Source organism: Heliomicrobium sulfidophilum (genome assembly GCF_057715735.1).
Genome location: NZ_JBVTZZ010000005.1, coordinates 1,217,235 through 1,236,957, shown reverse-complemented (window position 1 = coordinate 1,236,957; position 19,723 = coordinate 1,217,235). Strand labels below are relative to the sequence as shown.

Below are 19,723 nucleotides of genomic sequence, written 5' to 3'. Positions count from 1 at the left end.
GGAGGAATGCGCCGGTGACCTTAGCCCGATGGATGCACCAGCTCTGGGAGAACAATGCGCTGCATTTACATAACCTGATCTACCATTCGCGCGAGGACCTGCAACTGAGCAACGACTTGGTCCAGGAACTGCTCGTTATCGAGGAGCGGGCCATGTCGGCCGGCACAGAGGGAATCCTCCCTTCCGGCCTGACGCGCCCTGTGGCCGACTCGATCGCACGGCTGAAGAAGATGGGACTGCTGGAGGTTCAATGCAAGGAGGACCGCGTCTTCCTGTCTTTTGAACCCCTTTTTGATAAGCTGTTGAAAGGCCGGCTGGGGGACATCGATGTGAGCCGGCAGTACATGTTGATCATGGAAGAGGTCCAGGAGGAGATCCGCCGCCTGGAGGATCTGCGCAACCGCCAGGTGCTGGAACGGCGGCAGATCGACGAGGAGCGCAAGGCCCTCATGGAGCGGGAGGAGCGCCTGGCCGCCCGTGACGACGACCTTCGCCGGATGCAGTTGTCGCTGATGGAGAAGGACCAGTCGCTCCATCTGTTGCAGATGCGCTTGGCCGAGGAAGAGCGGCAGCTTCAGGAGGGACGGCGCCAGTTGGATCAGGAGCGGTCCGATCTGGAGAGCATGCGCCGGGAATTGGATGACGCGATCAAACTGCATACGGAACGGCAGACCGTCTATCCGCCTAGGGCCGCCGTTGGAGCGACACAGCAAGCCCGAAGCAGCCATCTTCCCCCCTCCGCCGTTGAGGATGACGGCCCGCTCATGCATTTTCTGCAGCAACTCCGGGGAGGGGCGGCGAACCCGGAAGAGGCCCGCGACCTCCGCAAGATCCAGATGCGCCACCGCTGGTCTGATCAGTTTCTGATCGAATTCCTGGAAGCGGCGGCCCGTGGCGGCATCCGCGCCATCCAGGAATTTCGCCGCCAGGCCGAGATGGTCGCCGCCTGGGGGATCGCCGGCCGGGACAAGCTGGCCGAGTTTTTCGGCAAAAAGACCTACCTCGATGAAAAAGTTTATGAGGTGTGGCTGACACTGGGCAGCCCCAATAAAATCAATGATATCTTCCGGGATACCTATGTGAAGTGGTCCCAAAGCTGGGGCTTTTCCCACGAGGTGATCATCCGCGCCTGTCAGGAGGCCTACAAGGGAGCGTCCAACCCGAGCATCAACTACGTGGACAAGGTCCTTTCCCGCTGGCATGAGGCCGGCGTGCGTACGGTGGAAGACGGCGAGCGGGAGATCGAGCGCTTCCGGCAGCAGCGTTCGCGCGGCGCCGGGGGACGTCCAGCGGGGTTGGCGCCCCATGCCTCACCGGGATCCCAGCGGGGCCCCCAGGCCGGCGTCAATGTGGTGCCCAAAAGTGAGGAAGAAGCGAAGGCCTATGAACAGTTCCGAGACCTCTAGGAGGGGCGAAGATGATCAATCGAGACAACAAACGGCTACAAAAGCAGGCCGAGCGCGACCGGCGTATCGAAAAAGTGCATCAGGCTTATCCGGAACTGGCCTCCCTGGATCGCCGGTTGCGCCTGATGGGCATCCGCCTCGTCCAGGGGGCGATCGGGCGGCTAACGCCGGAGGCGTTGGAGAACCTCAACCGCGAGCGGCAGGAGCTATTGGAGGCCCGCAAGGATCTGCTGAAAAGATTGCCCATCGACGATTCCCTCTTTGAGATCCAATGGGATTGTCCCCGTTGTGAGGACCGGGGCTGGACCGATTTCGGCGTCAAATGTCCCTGTCTCATTCAGGAAGAGATCAATGAGGCCTTCACTCAGTCGGGGTTGTCGGGGGATATGAAAAAGCAGACCTTTGAGACCTTCTCCCTCGCCTGGTATGAGCGGCAGGAACACCAGTACCCGGGCTTAGCGAGCCGGATGCGGATCGCCCTAGAGCGCTGCCGTGATTTTTCCGACGCCATCATCGCCGGCAACGGCAAAGGCAACCTGCTGTTTTACGGCACCGTCGGAACGGGGAAGACCCACCTGTCCAGCGCCATCGCCAACCGTTTGCTGGGGGCCGGGAAGACGGTGATCTACCGCACCATCAGCCAGATCATGGGCAGCATCATGGAAGCCAAATTCGATTTTCAAAACAGCGGTCGGCAGCCAGAGGTGCTCACGGCGTTGCGCTCTGTTGATCTGGTCATCATCGACGACTTGGGGACGGAGAAACCGACCGACTTTGTCGTCACCGAGCTCTTTGAACTGGTCAACGACCGGTTGCGGATGGGCAAGCCGATGGTGGTCTCCACAAACATCGAATTGCGTGAGTTGGCCTCCTTTTACAACCATCGCCTGGCGGATCGCCTGATCATGCAATCCTACTGCATCCTCTTCGAGGGGAAGAGCATCCGTCAGTTGATGAAGGTGGCCGGTCAGTCTGCCCAGGGATAACTTACTCTTTTCTGGCTCTTCTCGCTCGGGGGATTTTCCGTAGGCGAATTGGCTTTTTTCGCGGGATGGTGGTTGCAGAGGCATTTTTGGCGTATTTCATACATAAAGGATTCTTTGCAATGCCCAATTGATGGCGAATCCCAGAGTCATAAAAACTGTGAAGTGAAACCGATCCTGCGGCGAAACAAAGGGGGAGCCCCGCCTTGAACGCCCTCGACATCCTCATCGTGAGCCTGATAGCCTTCACCTTTTTCCGGGGGTACCGCCGGGGACTGCTGGCCTCCCTTTTGGGTGTGGGCGCCTTTTTTTTCGCCTTTCTGCTGGCCTCGTCCCTCTTCAAGCCGGTGGCGCAACTGCTGGACCAGCAGTTTAGGGCCGTGGCGACCTTGCAGGACGTTTTCCTGCAGCGGTTCATGCCGGTGCTTCCGGCGGCTCAGGTGAAGCCCGATGTGGTGCCCAGCTTGAACCTGGAGCGGGTGCTCAAGGACCTGCCACTGCCCGAGTTTTACAAACAGGAGATGGCCCGCCAACTGTCCGACCTGAACATGGTCGTCCCGGACGGCGTGCGGAACCTCGCCGAGATGGTGGCCAACTATGTGGCCCACTCCGTCTGGAACAGCCTCGTTTTCGTGCTCATTTTTTTCGCGATCGCCTTCGCCGTCAAGATGGCGGCCGCCGGCTGGATCCGCTTGCGCGGCGACGGCTGGCTCGGCACGGCCGATAAGCTGCTGGGCGGGGTACTCGTCTCCCTGGCCGCCTGGATCGTGACAGCGGCTGTCCTGTCCTGGTTTTTCGGCGGTCCCGTCGCCGGCGCTTCGCCGTTGCGGGTGGAGACCCAGCCGTTGTTGGAATCGTCGCGGCTGATGCCCTACGCCTTTGATTCGAATCAGTGGATTGGCGAGCGCTTTACCGGCTACACTTTCCGGTGAATGACCATTTCTTTATCCGCCTCATGGGAAAAGAGAGGAGCGCTTACGTGATGGATCATCTTGCAGGCAACAACGGAAAGAGTTCTTTGACGCGGCAGACAGAACCGGTCTGGGACTGCTTACGTCCCGAAGAGCGTCAAACCATGATGGCCTTTGCGGAGGGCTATCGGCGCTACCTGTCGACGGCCAAGACGGAGCGGGAGTCCGTCGATTTTGTGGAACAACGGGCCCGCGCCCAGGGCTACGTGCCTTTTGCGGAAAAGGCGGCCCAAGGGATCAAGCCGGGCGATAAAATTTACTTTGTCAATCGCAACAAGGCCATCCTGCTCGTGCATGTGGGCGCTCGCCCCTTGGCCGAGGGCATCTCCCTCGTCGGCGCCCACCTTGACGCGCCACGGATCGACTTAAAGCCGAATCCCCTCTACCAGGACGAGAAGATGGCGCTCTTTAAGACCCACTACTACGGGGGCATCAAGAAATACCAGTGGCTGGCTCTCCCGCTGGCGCTGCACGGTGTCACTATCTTCCCGGACGGCAGCATCCGCCGGATCATCTTGGGCGAAGCGCCGGAAGATCCGGTCTTCACCATCACCGACCTGCTGCCTCACCTGGCCAAGGATCAGATGGAGAAAAAGCTCTCCGAGGCGATCGAGGGTGAAGGCTTGAACATCCTCGTCGGCGGACTGCCCGCCGGCAGCGACAGCAGCGCCGATGGGGCGGCCAAGAACGGTGTGACCAAGGACAAAGACGCCAACCGCTTTAAGCAGGCGGTGCTGGAGATCCTGCACAAAGAGCTCGGTATGACCGAGGAGGACTTCCTGTCCTCTGAATGGCAGGCCGTGCCGGCCGGACCGGCCCGGGACATCGGCTTTGACCGCGCCTTTATCGGCGGTTACGGCCAAGATGACCGCGTCTGCTGCTACACGGCGGCGGAGGCGCTCTTTGACCGGGCCGGCGGCGAGCGCACAGCGGCCGTCCTCCTGGTCGATAAGGAAGAGACGGGCTCTGACAGCAACACGGGGATGCGTTCGCGCTTTTTTGAATACGCCATCACGGAGTTGGTCTACGCCGCCCAGACGGCGGGGGAACAGATATCGCCGGAGGTGATCGCCCGGCGCTGCCTCTTTAACACGAAAGCCCTCTCTGCCGATGTGCTGGCGGCCATCGATCCCAACTACGGCGGCGTTCTCGACGAGCGCAACGCCGTGCGGATGGGCTTCGGCGTCGGTATTGCCCGGTACACTGGCACCAGAGGCAAGTATGGCACATCGGAGGCGAACGCCGAATTTATGGCCGAGGTGCGCCGGATCTTCCAGCAGGCAGGGATCCCGTGGCAGAGCGGCGAATTGGGCAAAGTGGACCAGGGCGGCGGCGGGACGATCGCTCAGTTTCTTGCCGTCTACGGGATGGATGTCCTCGATTGCGGCGTGCCCCTGTTGAGCATGCACGCGCCCTTTGAAGTGGCCCACAAGGCGGATATCTATATGGCCTACCGGGCTTATAAGGCCTTTCTTGAGGTTTGATCAGCATTCGAATGGTCAGACCGGAAATCGAATCGTTCCGGAGGGAAAGATCATGAGCAAAGAAACAGGCGCAGCAGCCGGGCCGGAAGTGCCGGTGATGGAAAAGGATTTAACGGGCCTGTCGACCAGCTTCGCCATGCAGGAGAGCACGGTCCTGGTGATGACGGCCGACCGTCTGGGCCGGGGGGACAACGATCTGGGAAGGGTGCTGGTCAAGTCTTTTCTGTACACCCTTTCCCAGGCGGACGTGATCCCCAAGACCATCATTTTTCTCAATAGCGGCGTCAAGCTGCCCTGTGAGGATTCGGAAACGCTGCATAGCCTGCTAGCCCTGGAGGAGCGGGGCGCCGAGATCCTCAGTTGCGGCACCTGTCTTGACTTTTTTCAACGGAAAGAGAAGCTTGTGGCCGGCAAGGTGAGCAACATGTACGCTATTGTCGACATGTTGACCCGCTCGACTCATGTCGTCACCCTGTAAGCGGCGATGAGCAAGGAGAAGGAACCTTTCTGGCGGCGCTGGCAACCCTGGCGGCGAGGGAAGACACAGGCCGCCAAAGAACCCTCCGAACAGGTGCGAGAAATGCTTGGCCAGCTCCGCCAGGGTATTGTCCCGCAGCAGGAATGGCTAAGCCAGTTGCTGCTCGCGCCCCCGGAGGAGCGCAGCCGCTGGTGGCAGGAAGCCATCCAAGCAGAGAGCGTGGCGGCTCAGGCGACCCCTGTTACGTCGAGAGGTTCGCGCCACCTCGAAAAACCTGTTGCGCGAGTTGGGGTGGCAATCGGCTCAAGCGCAAAGGCAGCCGCGCCGTCGAGCCCCCCCTGGCGGTTGGCGCGCGTCCTTCAATTGGAGGAACACTGGCGAGCCGTTATGGCAGCGCCCCAGTCGGGACCGAAGGAGCAGGTCATCGAGGCAGTAGGGCCGCTTCTCCTGCCTGAGGCGCTTCCCCTGCTGCAAGCGGCCGTCCTGGACCGGTCGCCGGCGGTCGGCCTGGCGGCGACGGCCTACCTCGCGCGAATGGCGGAGGAGCAGGTGACCGATTTTTTCTTCGACTTGCTCACCCGCCCCGAAGGCGGTCCCTGGATCGACCGGGCCGCCCGAGGACTGGCGGCGCGCCGGGCGATGGATGGACCGGCTATCTGGCGTCGCCTCCTGGCGATGACCGGCCATGATCAAGAATCGTTGCGTGTGCGCGCTTGGGAGGTGCTTGCCTCTTTCGGCCCCCCGGCAGAGGCGGAAGTGGTGGAGAGCCTGGAACCGTGCCTGCGCGCCGGGTTGCGCGACGCCGAAGCGGCGGTGCGGGCCCGTGCTGCCGAGACGGCGGGATTGCTGGCTCGAGGGAGTCTGGTGCCCGAACTGGTCGAGGCGGCCCGCGACGTCGACGCCCGGGTGCGGGCGGAAGCGGCCCGCGCCTTAGGCCGCTTAGCGGCCCTGGACCTGGTGGACCGGCCGGATGAACCGAGCCAAAGGGACGCCCGGGAAGCGGTCCGCCAGGCCCTCACCGACTGCCTGGCCGACGAGGATTACCGGGTCAGCGGCTGCGCGCGGCAGGCGCTCCATTACATAGCTGAAGCGTGAGGTGGGACATGCTGACCTGGCTGACGGAGTTTGTCAAGGAACGAGTGATCGCGATGGGGTTGGGGGAATGGGCGCAGCCCATCGCCGCCTTTGTCGCCGGAGCGGCCCATCTGCTCTTTGCGGTGGTGTTGGCCTGGCTGGCTTTTCGCTTCGGGAACAAGGCGATCGATCAGGTCTTTCGCCGGCGCCTCGGCGTCAGCATCATCGATGAAAAGCGGGGCGCCACCCTGGCGACTTTGTTGAAGAGCCTGCTCTTTTACAGCGTCTTTTTTATCGTCGCCATCGAGGTGCTCAACACCGTCTTTGGCGTCCAGACCCAGGCGCTGCTCGCTGGGGCCGGCGTCGTCGGCCTGGCCGTCGGTTTCGGCGCCCAGAGCCTCGTCCGGGATGTGTTCACGGGCTTTTTTATCATTTTTGAAAACCAGTATGCCGTAGGTGAGTTTGTCACCATCGGCAAGTACTCGGGCATCGTGGAGGAGATCGGCCTGCGGGTGACCAAGATCCGCGACCTGACGGGGGAACTGCACATCATTCCCAACGGCCAGGTCAAAGAGGTGAGCAACCGGAGCCGTGGTCCCATCCAGGCGCTCGTCGATATCGGCGTCGCTTATGAAGAGGACATCGACCGGGCGCTGGTGGTGCTGGAGGCTGCGGCGAAGGAACTGGCCGAGGAATGGGCGGACCTGATCATAGAAGGGCCGTCGGTGCTCGGCGTCACCAACCTGGGCCCCTCGGAGGTGGTCATCCGGGTCATCGCCAAAACGGTGCCCATGGAACAGTGGCGGGTTGAACGGGAGATGCGGCGGCGTTTTAAGGTGGCCTTGGACTACGCCGGCGTCGAGATCCCCTACCCGCGGCAGGTGCTCGTTCCTTATGGGCGGAGTTCTGTTGCCGAGGCGGCCTCGGCTGGCGACGTCCCACGCAAATGAGGTGAGCGATATGGCCCACTACTCCATCGGCGACAAGGTTCGCCTGCGCAAGACCCATCCCTGCGGGTCGACGGACTGGGAGATTACGCGGACCGGCATGGATTTTCGCATCCGCTGCCTCGGTTGCGACCACCAGGTGCTGATCCCTCGGGTGAAGTTTGAAAAGGCGGTCAAAGCGGTCATCGCCCGTGTGGGCGAACCGGAGCCGCCGAAAAAATAAAGGCGCATCCCCGCCGGCATGGCGCGGGATGCGCTTTTTTCCATTCTCCAGGGAATACTATCGGGTGGAGGTGATCCGCCCATGGGGATTGACCGAGGCATACGAGGGGTTGGTCGCAAAGAACTGGCTTTGCTGTTACTGGAGACGGCTGCGGAGATCCGCTGGGAGCGGGCCGAAGAGGCGGCTCGTTGCGCCGGCCGGCGCGGCGTCGGCGATGCGGTTGGCGGCGCCGCTGCGGGACCCGCCCGGCAGGAGGGCGCCATCCAAAGGAGCCGCATCGCTGTTCCTGGCGGAAGGGGTGACGGCAGCGGTGTGGCTCCCGTTATCACCGCTGGCATGGCTGGAGTCCGTCGCCCCTTCCCCGACGTTCCGGTAGTCGTCGAGCCGCCAGTGGCCATCCACGTAGATCAGGCGCACCCATAGCTCATAATCGACGCTTTTCTCCAAGCGCCGATTGTTGATCTGGTAGGAACTGAAGGTGCTCACATCGGCGACAGCTTCCACCCTGTTCTGTTCAGGCTCGATCTCCACGTCACGCACAAGAAAGACGCGAATGTCAAACTTCGGTTTTTCAAACTGTTCGTAACGGGAGAAGAAACCGTGCCAGTCGCTGATCGCCTGTTCGGCGTCATGGCGGCGGGGAGACGATTCGGTGAGGGCCTCCTCAATGAGGCGATCGTCGTTTTGGGTGATGGCTTGTCCAAGACGCTCAAAGCCGCCTTGCATATGTAGGCGCACCACCTTGTCGGCCTGCGTGTATTCGGCCAGCCGTTCCGGCGGGTAGGCTTCCGGCGGGGTCATGTAGTGGTCCCAGGCGAGGTTGATCCCCCAGACGAGGCCGACCGCCAGGGGGATCAGCAGCAGGAAGGCGAGGCCATAGGTGAACCAGCGGTTTTTGAGCATTTTCGCTGGCAGTTGGCGGACGGCGCCGGCAAAGCCAGTTGAAAGGCCTGAAAGTTTGGCGGAAAAGCTGGGCTTTTTTGCGGGAGGTTCGAGGGCGCGACTGGCCAGACCCTTCGGTGGCTCATCGGTATCGGCGCTTTTCCCATCGCCGGAACGTGCGCTTTCCGCGATGTCAGAAGTTGGCGCTGGCGTGGCGACAAGGTCACCGACGCTGCCAACGCCAGTAAGGGCCTCCAAACCATCGGAAGGCCCATCCAAGGGACTCGACATGTTCAGATGGTTGAAGCGTTCGTCGGGACTGGCAGAAAAGCTGCCGAGATCGCCGAAGGCGTCGCCTTCGCCAGCATAGTCAAGCGACCCTACTGACGGCGCTGATTCGACCGGCGCTTCTTGAAGGCGCTGCAGATCCGCTTCAAGATCCGCCAGAGAAAGGCTGTCGATATTCAAAGCGTCATCAAAAGGAGATTGCTGTTCGTCTGCCATGTATATATCTCCTTATTGAACAGAAATAGGGTCGATTTTATTTTACTATAATCGATGGGACAGAGGGTCTAAATTCTCACAAAAAAATGTTAAATACATGCCTTGTCTTCGCCCCATTGTCAGAAATCTCTCTGATCATCCTTGAAGATGGAACCGAAGATAACAGAGAGCACGACGATCCCTAGGATTAGGAAGACCTGACCCTTGTCATCTTCCAGGTACTCTTTCCAACGATCCAGCTTGCTGAACCAGTCAGAACTGTCACGCTTGGCCATGATTGCACCTCCCCGCGAAGGGTTCTCAGCACAACCTATGCCATGAGGGGGGAAGTGGCAACAGGCGCCGCCTGCCCCCATTCACTGACAGCTTGGCGCGATCGGGTTGTTCCGGCACCTTGCATTCGCCCGGGCCTTGGTCTAAACTAAACGGTGGCAAAGTGTAAATTACATCGGGAGTTGATCGTTGTGCCGGTCCAGGCGGGTATCGTCGGGTTGCCCAACGTGGGCAAATCCACCCTGTTCAATGCCATCACCAAGGCGGGCGCGGAAGCCGCCAATTATCCCTTCTGCACCATCGAACCGAACGTGGGTGTGGTGGAGGTTCCCGATCCCCGGTTGGATAAGCTGACCGAGATGGTCAAACCGAACCGGGTGGTTCCCGCCGTCGTGCGGTTTGTCGATATTGCTGGCCTTGTCCGGGGCGCTTCTAAAGGCGAAGGGCTCGGCAACAAGTTCCTGGCCCACATCCGCGAGGTGGACGCGGTGATCCATGTGGTCCGCTGCTTTGAAGACCCTGACGTGACCCATGTCGACGGTAAGGTGTCGCCCCTGCGCGACATCGACACGATTGAGCTTGAACTGATCCTCTCCGACCTGGAGACGGTCGAACGTCGCATGGATCGGGTGCAAAAGATGCTCAAATCGGGCGAGAAAAAGGCCCAGGAAGAGATGGCCGTCCTGCAGAAGCTGCGGACTGCCTTCGAGGAGGAAAAGCCGGCTCGTTCCATCGACTGGACGCCGGAAGAGGCCGAGATCGTCCGCAACCAGTTTTTGTTGACGAGCAAGCCGCTCCTCTATGTGGCGAACGTCTCGGAAGAGGACATCGGCAAGGCCGACAACCCCCTCGTCCAAGAGGTCCGCGCCCGGGCGGAGCGGGAAGGCGCCGGCGTTGTCGTCATCTGCGCCAAGATCGAAGCGGAGATCGCCGAACTGACCGATCCGGAGGAACGGGCTGTCTTTTTGGAGGATCTGGGGCTGGAGGAATCAGGCCTCGACCGGCTGATCCGGGAGACCTATACCCTGCTCGGCCTGATCACCTACTTCACCGCCGGTGTGCAGGAGGTCCGGGCCTGGACGATCACGCGCGGGACGAAGGCGCCCCAGGCGGCCGGCGTCATCCACACCGATTTTGAGCGGGGCTTCATCCGGGCCGAGGTGACGGCTTATGATGACTTGGTGGCCTGCGGCAGCCAGACGGCGGCCCGTGAAAAGGGTGTGCAGCGCCTGGAAGGCAAGGAGTATGTCATGAAGGATGGCGATGTCGTCCATTTCCGCTTTAACGTATGATCGGACTTACGTATAATCGATGATAAGAGTGGAATTTGCGGAAGCTGGTTGATCCGGCTCGAATTCCATGGTAAACTTCAAATAAATGGATGGAAAAGGAGAAATTAGCATGTTGAACCGGGTGATCCTCATCGGCCGTCTTGGCCGGGATCCGGAGCTGCGTCATACGAACAGCGGCATTCCCGTCTGCTCTTTCAGCATCGCCGTCGATCGGCCCCAGTCGTCGAACCAGCGCCAGGCCGGCGCTGAAAAGGTGACCGATTGGTTTACGATCAACGTCTGGAACCAGCAAGCGGTCACCTGTTCCCAGTACTTACATAAGGGTCGACTCGTGGCGATCGACGGCCGCCTGCAAACCCGTTCCTGGACGGATCAGCAGTCCGGGCAGAAGCGCTCTGTTGTGGAAGTCGTCGCTGAATCCGTCCGCTTCCTCGAACGCGGTGAAGGGCAGCCTGGCGCAGGCGCCAGCGCTGGAGCCGGCATGGGTGCAGGCGCCGGTTATGGCGGCGCGGCGGCTGGCGTCGGTTCGGGCTTCGGCGGTTCGTCCGGCAGCAGCTATGGCGGCGGCGCATCGGGCTTTGGCGCGCCTGCCAGCGGAGGCGGATCCTTTGGCAGCGAGATTTCCTTCCCCGATCCGCCTGGGGATGACGATCTCCCCTTCTAATCAATGGTATCGATCAAAAACCTCGCGCAGAACCTTTTTGGAAAGGCGCGGGGTTTTTTATATTTGTTCGTTTTTCAATGACACCGTTACCCAGGCGATGATAGTTAGCGCAAAGCCTTCGCTTCTTCCGAGGGCGCTCGACACGCTCCTTGACGTGCTACGTCTCAATCGGTAATTTTTTGGGTAAACCGGGGCTTCCTGTGGCAAAATACCTGTAAAATAAGCAATCAAACCAAGGGGGAGCGAGGGCTCCCCTTTTTGCGCAGGATGGGGAAGGAAATCGCGATGCCATCCCCGAATTGTCCATAGTGAGGTGAGAGAATGCCAATTCGAGGAATGATGGAAGGGGCCATGCTGGCCGCCTTGACGGCCGTTTTGGCCCTCTTGGGCGTATTCATCTTCCCCTTAGGCCTGTTGACCAACCTGATCTGGACCATCCCCATCGTCGTCGCCATCGCCCGCAACGGCTGGACCGTCGGGGTGCTGAGCCTGGCGGCGGCGAGCATCGTCATCGGCCTGGCGGCCGGGTTTCCGAAGGCGCTGATCCTGCTGATTCAGTTCGGCGGACTCGGACTCGTCTACGGCATCGCCTTTCGCTACCGTTGGTCGACAATCCGGGCCTTTCTGGCCGGTTCGCTCACGGTGGCCCTGTCCTTCGCCACTTTTGTAGCCCTGTTCTTCCTCTTGACCGGTCTGACGGTGGAGACACTGCGCCAGCAGATGGATGGGACGGTCAACGCCGTCATCGAGATGTACCGGAGCGCCGGGCTTTTTGAAAAGTATGCCGATCAGGGCATCACCGAAGAGAGCATGCGCGCCCAGTTTGCTTCGTACATCCAACTCTTTTCCATGATGTTTCCGAGCATCTTCGTCATGTACGCCATGATGACCGCCGCGTCGAACCTGCTCCTCTCCCGCTGGATGCTCCGGCGCATCGGGCAGCCCGTCACCGGCCAGCGCCCCTTTCGGGACTGGCGCCTTCCTTGGGAGGCGGTCTGGGTGGTCATCGTCGGCCTCGCCGCCACCTTGGCCGGCGATTACTGGCAGGTCCCCCTGTTAGGGAGCGCCGGGATCAATATTCTCTACATCTGCTACCCGGTGCTGCTCGTTCTCGGTTTTTCTGTCTTAGCCTACCTGCTCAACAAATACGTCATGTCGCCCTTCGTCCTCTCTATCGTGGCCGTGTTGATCTTCCTGTATCCCACGTTGGCGCTCACCTTTGTCGCTACGGTGGGTCTTTTCGATCTGGTCTTTGACTACCGAGCCAAGATGGACAAAATCCAGGGCGCCTAGGCGCCGGATGGGGGAAGAGGCGATGCTTCCCGGTATGAAAACACGGCTTTCCTTCTGGCTGCTGGCCTTGCCGACCGTTGCCGGCACCGGACTGCTTGTCGCTATCCTCGCTCCGGTGCACCGCGCGATCGCAGGGTTGGTGGCGGCGCTCCTGATCGGTGTGCTGTTTTTCGCGATCGAGGCCGCCTATCGCTGGCGCTGGCAGGCGGAAGAACGCCTGAACCGCCTGCAGGAACAACTGGAATCTTCGGGCGCCAACTTGCTGGCCCATTTGCCCCTGGGCCTCGTCTACATCGACAGCAACGGCGCCCTTTTGTGGCATAACCCCGAGTTTGCCCGCATGCTTGGACGTGAGGGGTATCGCTTCAAGGGGAAGCTGCGCAACCACCTGCCGGAATTGCACTTTAAGAAAAACTCCAGCTTTTCCGAACTGGTCGCCAGCCGTCTTGTCATCCGGGACCGGCAGATCAAGGTCTCCTTGCGTGTCGGACCGGAGGAGGGTCGTCGACTGCTCGCCTTTGACGATGTGACCGACTATGAACAGCGGGCGGCCCGCGAGGACGGCCCGGTCATCGGCCTCTGCATCATCGATAACTTTGATGAGGCGGTGGCCCCGCTGGAGGACGAGAACAAGTTCGCCCTCACCGCCGAGATCGACAAGTTGCTCAACGAGTGGGCCTTGGGCTTTGAGGGCTTTCTCCGCAAGGTCGCCGAGGATCGCTATGTGTTGCTCATGACTGGCTCGGGTTTGCGTCTCTGCCAGGCCCACAACTTCGAAGTCCTCGACCGCATCCGCTCGGTCCGGCTGGAAAACCGCCTCGCCGTCACCCTCAGCATCGGCCTGGGCGTCGGCGAGGACTCCATGGCCGACCTGGGCCGCCTAGCCCGCACCGGCGTCGACCTGGCCATGGAGCGCGGCGGCGATCAGGTGGTCGTCAAGTCGGCTGATCGGGTCTACTTCTATGGCGGCAACACGGAAGCGGTGGAAAAACGCACCCGTGTGCGCGCGCGCGTCGTCGCCAAATCGCTGCGCGCCCTGATCGTCGGTGCCGACAATGTGGTCATCCTGGGCCATGAGCACGCTGACCTGGACGCTGCCGGCGCCGCCCTCGGCCTTTCCCGCGCCGTCTCCGCCCTCGGCAAGCCCGTCTCCGTCGTCCTCGACACCCGCGGGGGCGCCCTTGACCGGCTGATGCCCTATGTGCAGGCCAATGCCGAGCTGGCGAAGACCCTTGTGCCTGTCGAAGAGTCGCCGGCTTATGTCAACGACGGGACGCTGTTGATCGTCGTGGACACCCACAAGCCGTCCTTGCTCCCGGATCGCACCCTTCTCGACCGGGCCGGAGACATCGTCATCATCGACCATCACCGGCGCGGCGAGGAGTTCATCGACAAAAACAGCCTCGTCTATCTGGAGGCGTACGCGTCATCCACCTGTGAACTGGTGGCTGAAATCCTGCAATACCTCAAAGAAGACCTGGAACTAGGCAAAATCGCCGCATCGGCCCTCCTGGCCGGCATCACCGTCGACACGAAGCACTTCGTCTTCATGACGGGGGCGCGGACCTATGAGGCCGCCTCCTACCTGCGACGATCCGGGGCCGACCCGCAGCTTGTCCAGTCGATCCTGCGGGACCCTATGGAGACGGTCGTCCGCCGGGCGGCCATCATCGGCGGCGCCGAAGTCCACTTCGACCACATCGCCATCGGCATCCAGGCGGAAGCGGCGCCGCGGGCCACGGTCATCTCGGCCCAGGCGGCCGATGAACTCCTGGAGGTGGAGGGGATCCAGGCCTCCTTTGTCCTGCGCCCCTATCCGAAGGGGACCGCCGTTTCCGCTCGCTCCCAAGGGGATGTCAACGTCCACGCCATCTTAGAACGTCTTGGCGGCGGCGGCCACCTGACCATTGCCGGCGCACAACTGGCCGGGCTCAGCCTGCCCGAGGCGAAGGAAAAGCTCCTGACCGCCATCGGCGAACACCTGGAGCAGCAAAAAGAGAAAAAAGCGCTGGCGGAGCGCGAGCGCCCTGCAGAAAGCGGCGAGGCTGGCGGCGTCGTCAGCGGGAAGCGGGAGATCAGGCGCTAAAAGTCAACGATCTATAGCCATGTTTGTGTAAATGCGATACATTTTAGGTAGGACTTTTTTTGAGGAGGAAAAAACGATGAAAGTCATCTTGCAACAAGATGTGAAAAACCTGGGCAAAAAGGGCGATATCGTTGATGTCGCCGAGGGATATGGCCGCAACTACGTGTTGCCGCGAGGGCTCGCCATTGAAGCGACGCCGACCAACCTGAAAAACCTGGAGCGGCTCAAAGCCAACGAAGCAAAGAAAAAAGAGCAGGAACTGCTCGATGCTAAGGAAGTGGGCGCCAAACTGTCCGGGATCACCGTCAAGGTCCGCACGAAAGCCGGTGACGGCGGACGCCTCTTCGGCGCCGTGACGAACAAGGAGATCGCCGAGACGGTGGAAAAACAGTTCGGCCTCAAGGTGGACAAGCGCAAGTACGAGTTGAAGCAGCCCATCAAGACGCTGGGGGTTTATCCTATCACCGTTAAAATTCACCCGGCCGTCTCGGTGGAACTCAAAGTTGAGGTCGTCAGCGAATAACTATCCTGTGGTCTCAACCCCTTTTCCCTGCGCCGTCGTCACCCTGCCTTTTGCAGCACTGGCGAACAGGGAGGTTTTTTCCGCAGGAAGGAGCAACGACATCATTCATGAAAAAAATGTTGGAGACATTGAACCGGACGCGGCTGAGCCAACTGATCAGCCGCCGTTCTGATGAGGATTTGCTGGCTCGCCAGGTGGACGCGCTCTTTGGCACCCTCTCCGACATCTACGGCGCCGACAAACTGGTCTTGCGGGCAAGCAAGCTCGAGATCCTGCCGCTGATGCGCTCAAACCAACTGGAGGAGCGCGTCTGGGCCTTGCAGCGACTCGTCCTGCACGGTCCGGCGCCGCAGAAGCCGCCGTCGTCGAAGGAGATCCCTGAAATCCTCAACGAGATCGAAGACGAGATCGCTGGCATCATCGCCCGCCGTTCCGTCGAGGACAAACTGGAAAAGCTCGTGGCTGACAAGATGCAGGAGCGCCACGAGGAGTACATGCGCGAGATCAAGATGCAGGTGCTGAAGGAGACCGGCGGGCCCGAGAACGCCCAGACGCTCAAGCGCCTGGCCCAGTTGGAGAAGATGAACAACGTCAACCTGGCCCGTTCGGCCATGGAGATGCTGCGGCCCCAGCAGTTGAACGAGGTGGTGGGCCAGGAGCGAGCCGTCCAAGCCATCCTCTCCAAGCTGGCCTCCCCCTATCCCCAGCACATCCTCTGCTATGGACCGCCCGGCGTCGGCAAGACAACGGCAGCCCGACTGGCCTTCCAGGCCGCCAAGCACCGGAGCGTCACCCCTTTCCCGGACGAGGCGCCCTTCGTCGAGGTGGACGGCACCACCCTGCGCTGGGACCCCCGCGAGGTGACCAACCCGCTCTTGGGCTCCGTCCACGACCCCATCTACCAGGGCGCCCGCCGCGACTTGGCCGACACGGGCATCCCCGAGCCGAAACTGGGCCTCGTCAGCGAAGCCCACAGCGGCGTCCTTTTCATCGACGAGATCGGCGAGATGGACCCCATGCTGCTCAACAAGTTGCTCAAGGTCCTTGAAGACAAACGTGTCAGCTTTGACTCGGCCTACTACGACCCCCTTGACCCGAACGTGCCCCAATGGATCAAAAAGATCTTTGACGAGGGCGCACCGGCCGACTTCATCCTCGTCGGTGCCACCACCCGCGGCCCCGGCGAGATCAACCCGGCCCTGCGTTCTCGTTGCGCCGAGATCTTTTTTGAACCGCTCACTCCAGCAGACATCAAAGACATCATCGAAAACGCCGGCCAGCGCCTAGACGTCGTCCTTGAAGCGGGCGTGGCCGACCTGATCGCCGAATACACCATCGAAGGCCGCAAGGCCGTCAACCTCCTGGCCGACGCCTACGGCTTGGCCCTCTTTCGCCGCGAGGAGGCGGGGAGGCCGGAAAAAAGGGGTGGCGCCAAGGCAGGCGCTGCGGAAAAATCCACGGCCGGCGCTGTGACCGGCGACGGGAAGGCTTCCATGATCGGCGTCACCTGCGACGATGTCCTCGAAGTCCTGCGCACGGCCCGCCTCAGCCCTTATGTGACCCGCAAGGGCGAGCACAAGGCAGAGATCGGCCGCGTCTTCGGCCTCGGCGTGGCCGGCTTCGTCGGCTCCGTGCTGGAGATCGAAGCCGTCGCCTTCCCTGCCAGCGGCGAGGGCAAAGGCCACATCCGCTTCAACGACACGGCCGGCAGCATGGCCAAGGACTCGGTCTTCAACGCCGCCTCCGTCTTCCGTCGCCTGGCCGGCAGGGAACTGGCCGACTTTGACCTGCATGTCAACGTCGTCGGCGGCGGCAACATCGACGGCCCCTCAGCCGGTTTGGCCATCTTTCTCTCCGTCTACTCGGCCATCCAGGAGATCCCCCTCTGGCAGGATGTCGCCGTTACCGGCGAGATCTCCCTGCGCGGCGGCGTGAAGGCCGTCGGCGGGATTTTTGAAAAGATCTACGGCGCCCGCCAGGCTGGCATCCGCCGCGTCCTCATCCCGAAGGAAAATGAAAAGGATGTCCCCTCAGGCCTGACGGGCATCGAAGTCATTCCCGTCGAGACCGTCGATGAAGCCTTGGCCCTGATCCAAGCCGGTCCTTCGGTCCTAACCGCCGGAGAAGCGTCGTAACGATAGAAAAGGCTGCAATCATAGGCAAAATGGGACGATCCGGTTCTTTGCAGAAGCTGCATGTTGACTGTTCCGGACAGCCATTGCACAATAGAAATAGTTTTTAGCCATTGCAAAACCCGGGCGGAAACGACCCGGGTTTTGCCTGCTATTTTTTTTGTCGCCTGTGCAACGTCATTTTGCCTCGCCTGCGACCATTGTTTCGTTGTCTTCACCGATCCATTCGCCCATTGTCCGCGTCTACGGAGGGAGTACATAGAAACGCCATGAGCAGCCTTTTTGACCGCCTGCCCCCTCAAAACATCGAAGCCGAACAATCAGTGCTGGGCGCCATGCTCCTCGACGCCGACGCCGTGTACAAGGCGACAGAACTGCTGAAACCGGAGGACTTCTACAAAGAAGCCCACCAGACCGTCTTCCGGACGCTGCAGACCCTCTCCCAGCGGGGGGAGGCCGTCGACCTGGTCACCTTGACGGAGGAACTCCGCCAGACCGGCAACCTGGAGCGGGTCGGCAGCATCCCCTACCTGATCGAACTGGGGAACGTGGTGCCGACGGCGGCCAACGTGGAGCATTACGCCAAAATCGTCGCCGAAAAATCGCTGCTCCGCCAGATCATCGGCGCCGCTACCAAGATCACCCAGAAGGGCTATGAAGCCGCCGAAGAAGTGGACCAACTGCTCGACGAAGCGGAGCAAGCCTTTCTCGATATCGCCCAGCGCCAGGCTCGCGACGGCATGGTCCCCTTGCGGGACGTGCTGGTGGCTACCCTCGACCACATCGAGCACCTTTACAACCGCAAGGGCGATGTGACAGGCGTGGCGACCCACTTCCGGGAACTGGACCGGATGACCTCAGGCTTGCAGCCCTCGGACCTGATCATCGTCGCCGCCCGCCCCGCCATGGGGAAAACCGCCTTCTGCCTGAACATCGCCCAGAACGCCGCCGTTCGGGACAAGGTGCCCGTGGCCGTCTTCAGCCTGGAGATGTCGCGGGAACAACTCGTCCAACGGATGCTCGCCTCGGAGGCGCTCATCGACCAGCAGCGGCTGCGCACCGGCGGGCTGACCGAACAGGACTGGGACACGCTGACCAACGCCATCACCCCCCTGTCGGACGCACCCATCTACATCGATGACACGGCCGGCATCACCGTCATGGAGATGCGGGCCAAGTGCCGGCGGCTGAAGACGGAAAAAAACCTGGGCCTCATCGTCATCGACTACCTGCAGCTGATGCAGGGCGGCGGCAGCCGGCGCTCAGAGAACCGCCAGCAGGAGATCTCCGAGATCTCCCGCTCCCTAAAAGCCCTGGCCCGCGAGTTGAACGTGCCCGTCGTGGCCCTTTCCCAGCTCTCCCGTTCGGTGGAGCAGACGACAGACAAGAAGCCGAACCTGAGCCACCTGCGCGAATCAGGCGCCCTCGAACAAGACGCCGACATGGTCATGTTCATCTACCGCGAGGAGTATTACATACCGGATACGGAGAAAAAGGGCATCGCCGAGATCATCATCGCCAAGCACCGGAACGGCCCCGTCGGTTCGGTGGAGTTGGGCTTCTTGAAGGAATTTACCAAGTTCGTCAACCGGGACTACCGGTAAGAAAAAAGGGGCCGACCTTGGCGGTTAGCCCCTTTCACTTTTGTTTTGGTATGCAATCAAAGCCAGTCAGCCGGGCAGTAGCACCACGTTTTTTCTTTATCCGGTGCCCTGTCCGGCATTCAATTATTTTTCGATCGCCTCGTAACCGTTGACGAGGATCTCGATCTCCCCCGTATGGGGGTCAAACATGAGGCCGTGAATGGGGACATCATTGGGAATCAAGGGATTGGTGCGGATGCGGGCGACCACCTCACGCACATTTTCGCAGGGATGGTGGAAACGGTCCACCCAAGACTTCAGCTCATGCTCGACCATGTAGAGCGCATCCGGTGAGATACCCCGGGCAAGCATCTTTTCTTTCAACCCGTCAGCCGTGGTGTTGGCAAGGCCGCAGTCCTTGTGGCCGATGACCATCACCTCTTCGACGCCCAGTTCGAAGATAGCCACGACAAGGCTGCGGATTGTCGCCTCAAAGGGCCCTGTCACAGAATTGCCGGCGTTCTTGATCACCTTGGCATCACCGCGACGGATGCCCATGGCAGGTTCAAGAAAATCGACAAGCCGCGTGTCCATGCAGGTGAAAATGGCCAATCCTCGGCTGGGTGTCTTCGCGACAGGAGCACAGTTAGAATGGACAAACTCTTCCGGCAGGCGGCGCATGAATTCGCTGTTGGCGGCGAGAATCTGATCGAGTAGGCTCATAGCGAAACTCCTTTCCTGTTCCGTTACCCTGGGATCGCTGTTCCGATTTAGAATATCATCCAACTTACAGCCTGTAAAAATCTTATCATTCGCCTTTTGGAGAGATAATCCTGCTCCTGTCTTGCGGAAATCGCTCGCTCCCCCCTTTCCAACGAGCGATGCCGCACGGGTGCGCCTTGACTTGCAGCGGTGAATTTTGGTA

Annotated in this window: 18 protein-coding genes; 15 read left to right on the top strand and 3 right to left on the bottom strand. The window is 60.9% G+C overall.

Annotation, left to right across the window (positions count from 1 at the left end):
• Nucleotides 1-14 precede the first annotated feature (14 nt).
• The 8 genes from AC0CW1_RS11535 to AC0CW1_RS11500 all read left to right on the top strand — a co-directional run bounded on the left by AC0CW1_RS11535 (nt 15) and on the right by AC0CW1_RS11500 (nt 7,566).
• Nucleotides 15-1,406 carry a DnaD domain-containing protein gene (locus AC0CW1_RS11535; protein WP_488183193.1) on the top strand — a complete coding sequence of 464 codons (1,392 nt, stop codon included), beginning with the start codon at nt 15-17 and terminating at the stop codon, nt 1,404-1,406.
• Between the two features lie 11 nt (nt 1,407-1,417).
• Nucleotides 1,418-2,392: an ATP-binding protein gene (locus tag AC0CW1_RS11530; protein WP_488183192.1), complete on the top strand. Its 975-nt coding sequence runs from the start codon at nt 1,418-1,420 to the stop codon at nt 2,390-2,392.
• Nucleotides 2,393-2,595: 203 nt separating this feature from the next.
• Nucleotides 2,596-3,321 (top strand): CvpA family protein, encoded by a 726-nt coding sequence (locus AC0CW1_RS11525; RefSeq protein ID WP_488183191.1) that lies wholly within the window; start codon nt 2,596-2,598, stop codon nt 3,319-3,321.
• Nucleotides 3,322-3,371: 50 nt separating this feature from the next.
• A complete protein-coding gene (locus tag AC0CW1_RS11520) occupies nt 3,372-4,844 on the top strand; it encodes an aminopeptidase (protein ID WP_488183190.1) in 1,473 nt (490 codons plus the stop codon).
• Between the two features lie 52 nt (nt 4,845-4,896).
• Entirely contained in the window at nt 4,897-5,322 is a 426-nt protein-coding gene (gene yedF / locus AC0CW1_RS11515) for a sulfurtransferase-like selenium metabolism protein YedF (protein WP_488183189.1), read from the top strand.
• A 6-nt stretch (nt 5,323-5,328) separates the two neighbouring features.
• A complete protein-coding gene (locus AC0CW1_RS11510; protein ID WP_488183188.1) occupies nt 5,329-6,417 on the top strand; it encodes a HEAT repeat domain-containing protein in 1,089 nt (362 codons plus the stop codon).
• Nucleotides 6,418-6,425: 8 nt separating this feature from the next.
• Entirely contained in the window at nt 6,426-7,346 is a 921-nt protein-coding gene (locus AC0CW1_RS11505) for a mechanosensitive ion channel family protein (RefSeq protein WP_488183186.1), read from the top strand.
• A 10-nt stretch (nt 7,347-7,356) separates the two neighbouring features.
• A complete protein-coding gene (locus tag AC0CW1_RS11500) occupies nt 7,357-7,566 on the top strand; it encodes a DUF951 domain-containing protein (RefSeq protein ID WP_161257385.1) in 210 nt (69 codons plus the stop codon).
• Nucleotides 7,567-7,701: 135 nt separating this feature from the next.
• Here the strand turns inward: AC0CW1_RS11500 and AC0CW1_RS11495 are convergent, their stop codons facing one another.
• Both AC0CW1_RS11495 and AC0CW1_RS11490 read right to left on the bottom strand, forming a co-directional pair.
• On the bottom strand, nt 7,702-8,952 hold the full coding sequence (locus tag AC0CW1_RS11495) for a hypothetical protein (protein WP_488183185.1): 1,251 nt from the start codon (nt 8,950-8,952) through the stop codon (nt 7,702-7,704).
• 119 nt (nt 8,953-9,071) lie between these two features.
• Nucleotides 9,072-9,227, bottom strand: coding sequence for a hypothetical protein (locus AC0CW1_RS11490; RefSeq protein WP_488183184.1), 156 nt, complete (start codon nt 9,225-9,227; stop codon nt 9,072-9,074).
• A 189-nt stretch (nt 9,228-9,416) separates the two neighbouring features.
• On the opposite strand from AC0CW1_RS11490, the gene ychF reads away from it, so the two are divergent.
• The 7 genes from ychF to dnaB all read left to right on the top strand — a co-directional run bounded on the left by ychF (nt 9,417) and on the right by dnaB (nt 18,819).
• Nucleotides 9,417-10,517 (top strand): redox-regulated ATPase YchF, encoded by a 1,101-nt coding sequence (gene ychF, locus AC0CW1_RS11485; RefSeq protein WP_488183183.1) that lies wholly within the window; start codon nt 9,417-9,419, stop codon nt 10,515-10,517.
• A 109-nt stretch (nt 10,518-10,626) separates the two neighbouring features.
• Nucleotides 10,627-11,181 (top strand): single-stranded DNA-binding protein, encoded by a 555-nt coding sequence (locus AC0CW1_RS11480; protein ID WP_488183182.1) that lies wholly within the window; start codon nt 10,627-10,629, stop codon nt 11,179-11,181.
• 321 nt (nt 11,182-11,502) lie between these two features.
• Nucleotides 11,503-12,474 carry a YybS family protein gene (locus AC0CW1_RS11475; RefSeq protein ID WP_488183181.1) on the top strand — a complete coding sequence of 324 codons (972 nt, stop codon included), beginning with the start codon at nt 11,503-11,505 and terminating at the stop codon, nt 12,472-12,474.
• Between the two features lie 22 nt (nt 12,475-12,496).
• Nucleotides 12,497-14,560, top strand: a complete 2,064-nt coding sequence (locus AC0CW1_RS11470; RefSeq protein WP_488183180.1) for a DHH family phosphoesterase — start codon at nt 12,497-12,499, stop codon at nt 14,558-14,560.
• Nucleotides 14,561-14,636: 76 nt separating this feature from the next.
• On the top strand, nt 14,637-15,083 hold the full coding sequence (rplI, locus tag AC0CW1_RS11465; protein WP_488183179.1) for a 50S ribosomal protein L9: 447 nt from the start codon (nt 14,637-14,639) through the stop codon (nt 15,081-15,083).
• Between the two features lie 107 nt (nt 15,084-15,190).
• Entirely contained in the window at nt 15,191-17,218 is a 2,028-nt protein-coding gene (lonC, locus tag AC0CW1_RS11460; RefSeq protein ID WP_488183178.1) for a Lon family ATP-dependent protease, read from the top strand.
• A 266-nt stretch (nt 17,219-17,484) separates the two neighbouring features.
• Entirely contained in the window at nt 17,485-18,819 is a 1,335-nt protein-coding gene (dnaB, locus tag AC0CW1_RS11455; protein ID WP_488183177.1) for a replicative DNA helicase, read from the top strand.
• Nucleotides 18,820-18,942: 123 nt separating this feature from the next.
• Here the strand turns inward: dnaB and AC0CW1_RS11450 are convergent, their stop codons facing one another.
• Nucleotides 18,943-19,521, bottom strand: a complete 579-nt coding sequence (locus AC0CW1_RS11450) for a beta-class carbonic anhydrase (protein ID WP_488183176.1) — start codon at nt 19,519-19,521, stop codon at nt 18,943-18,945.
• Between the last annotated feature and the right edge of the window lie 202 nt (nt 19,522-19,723).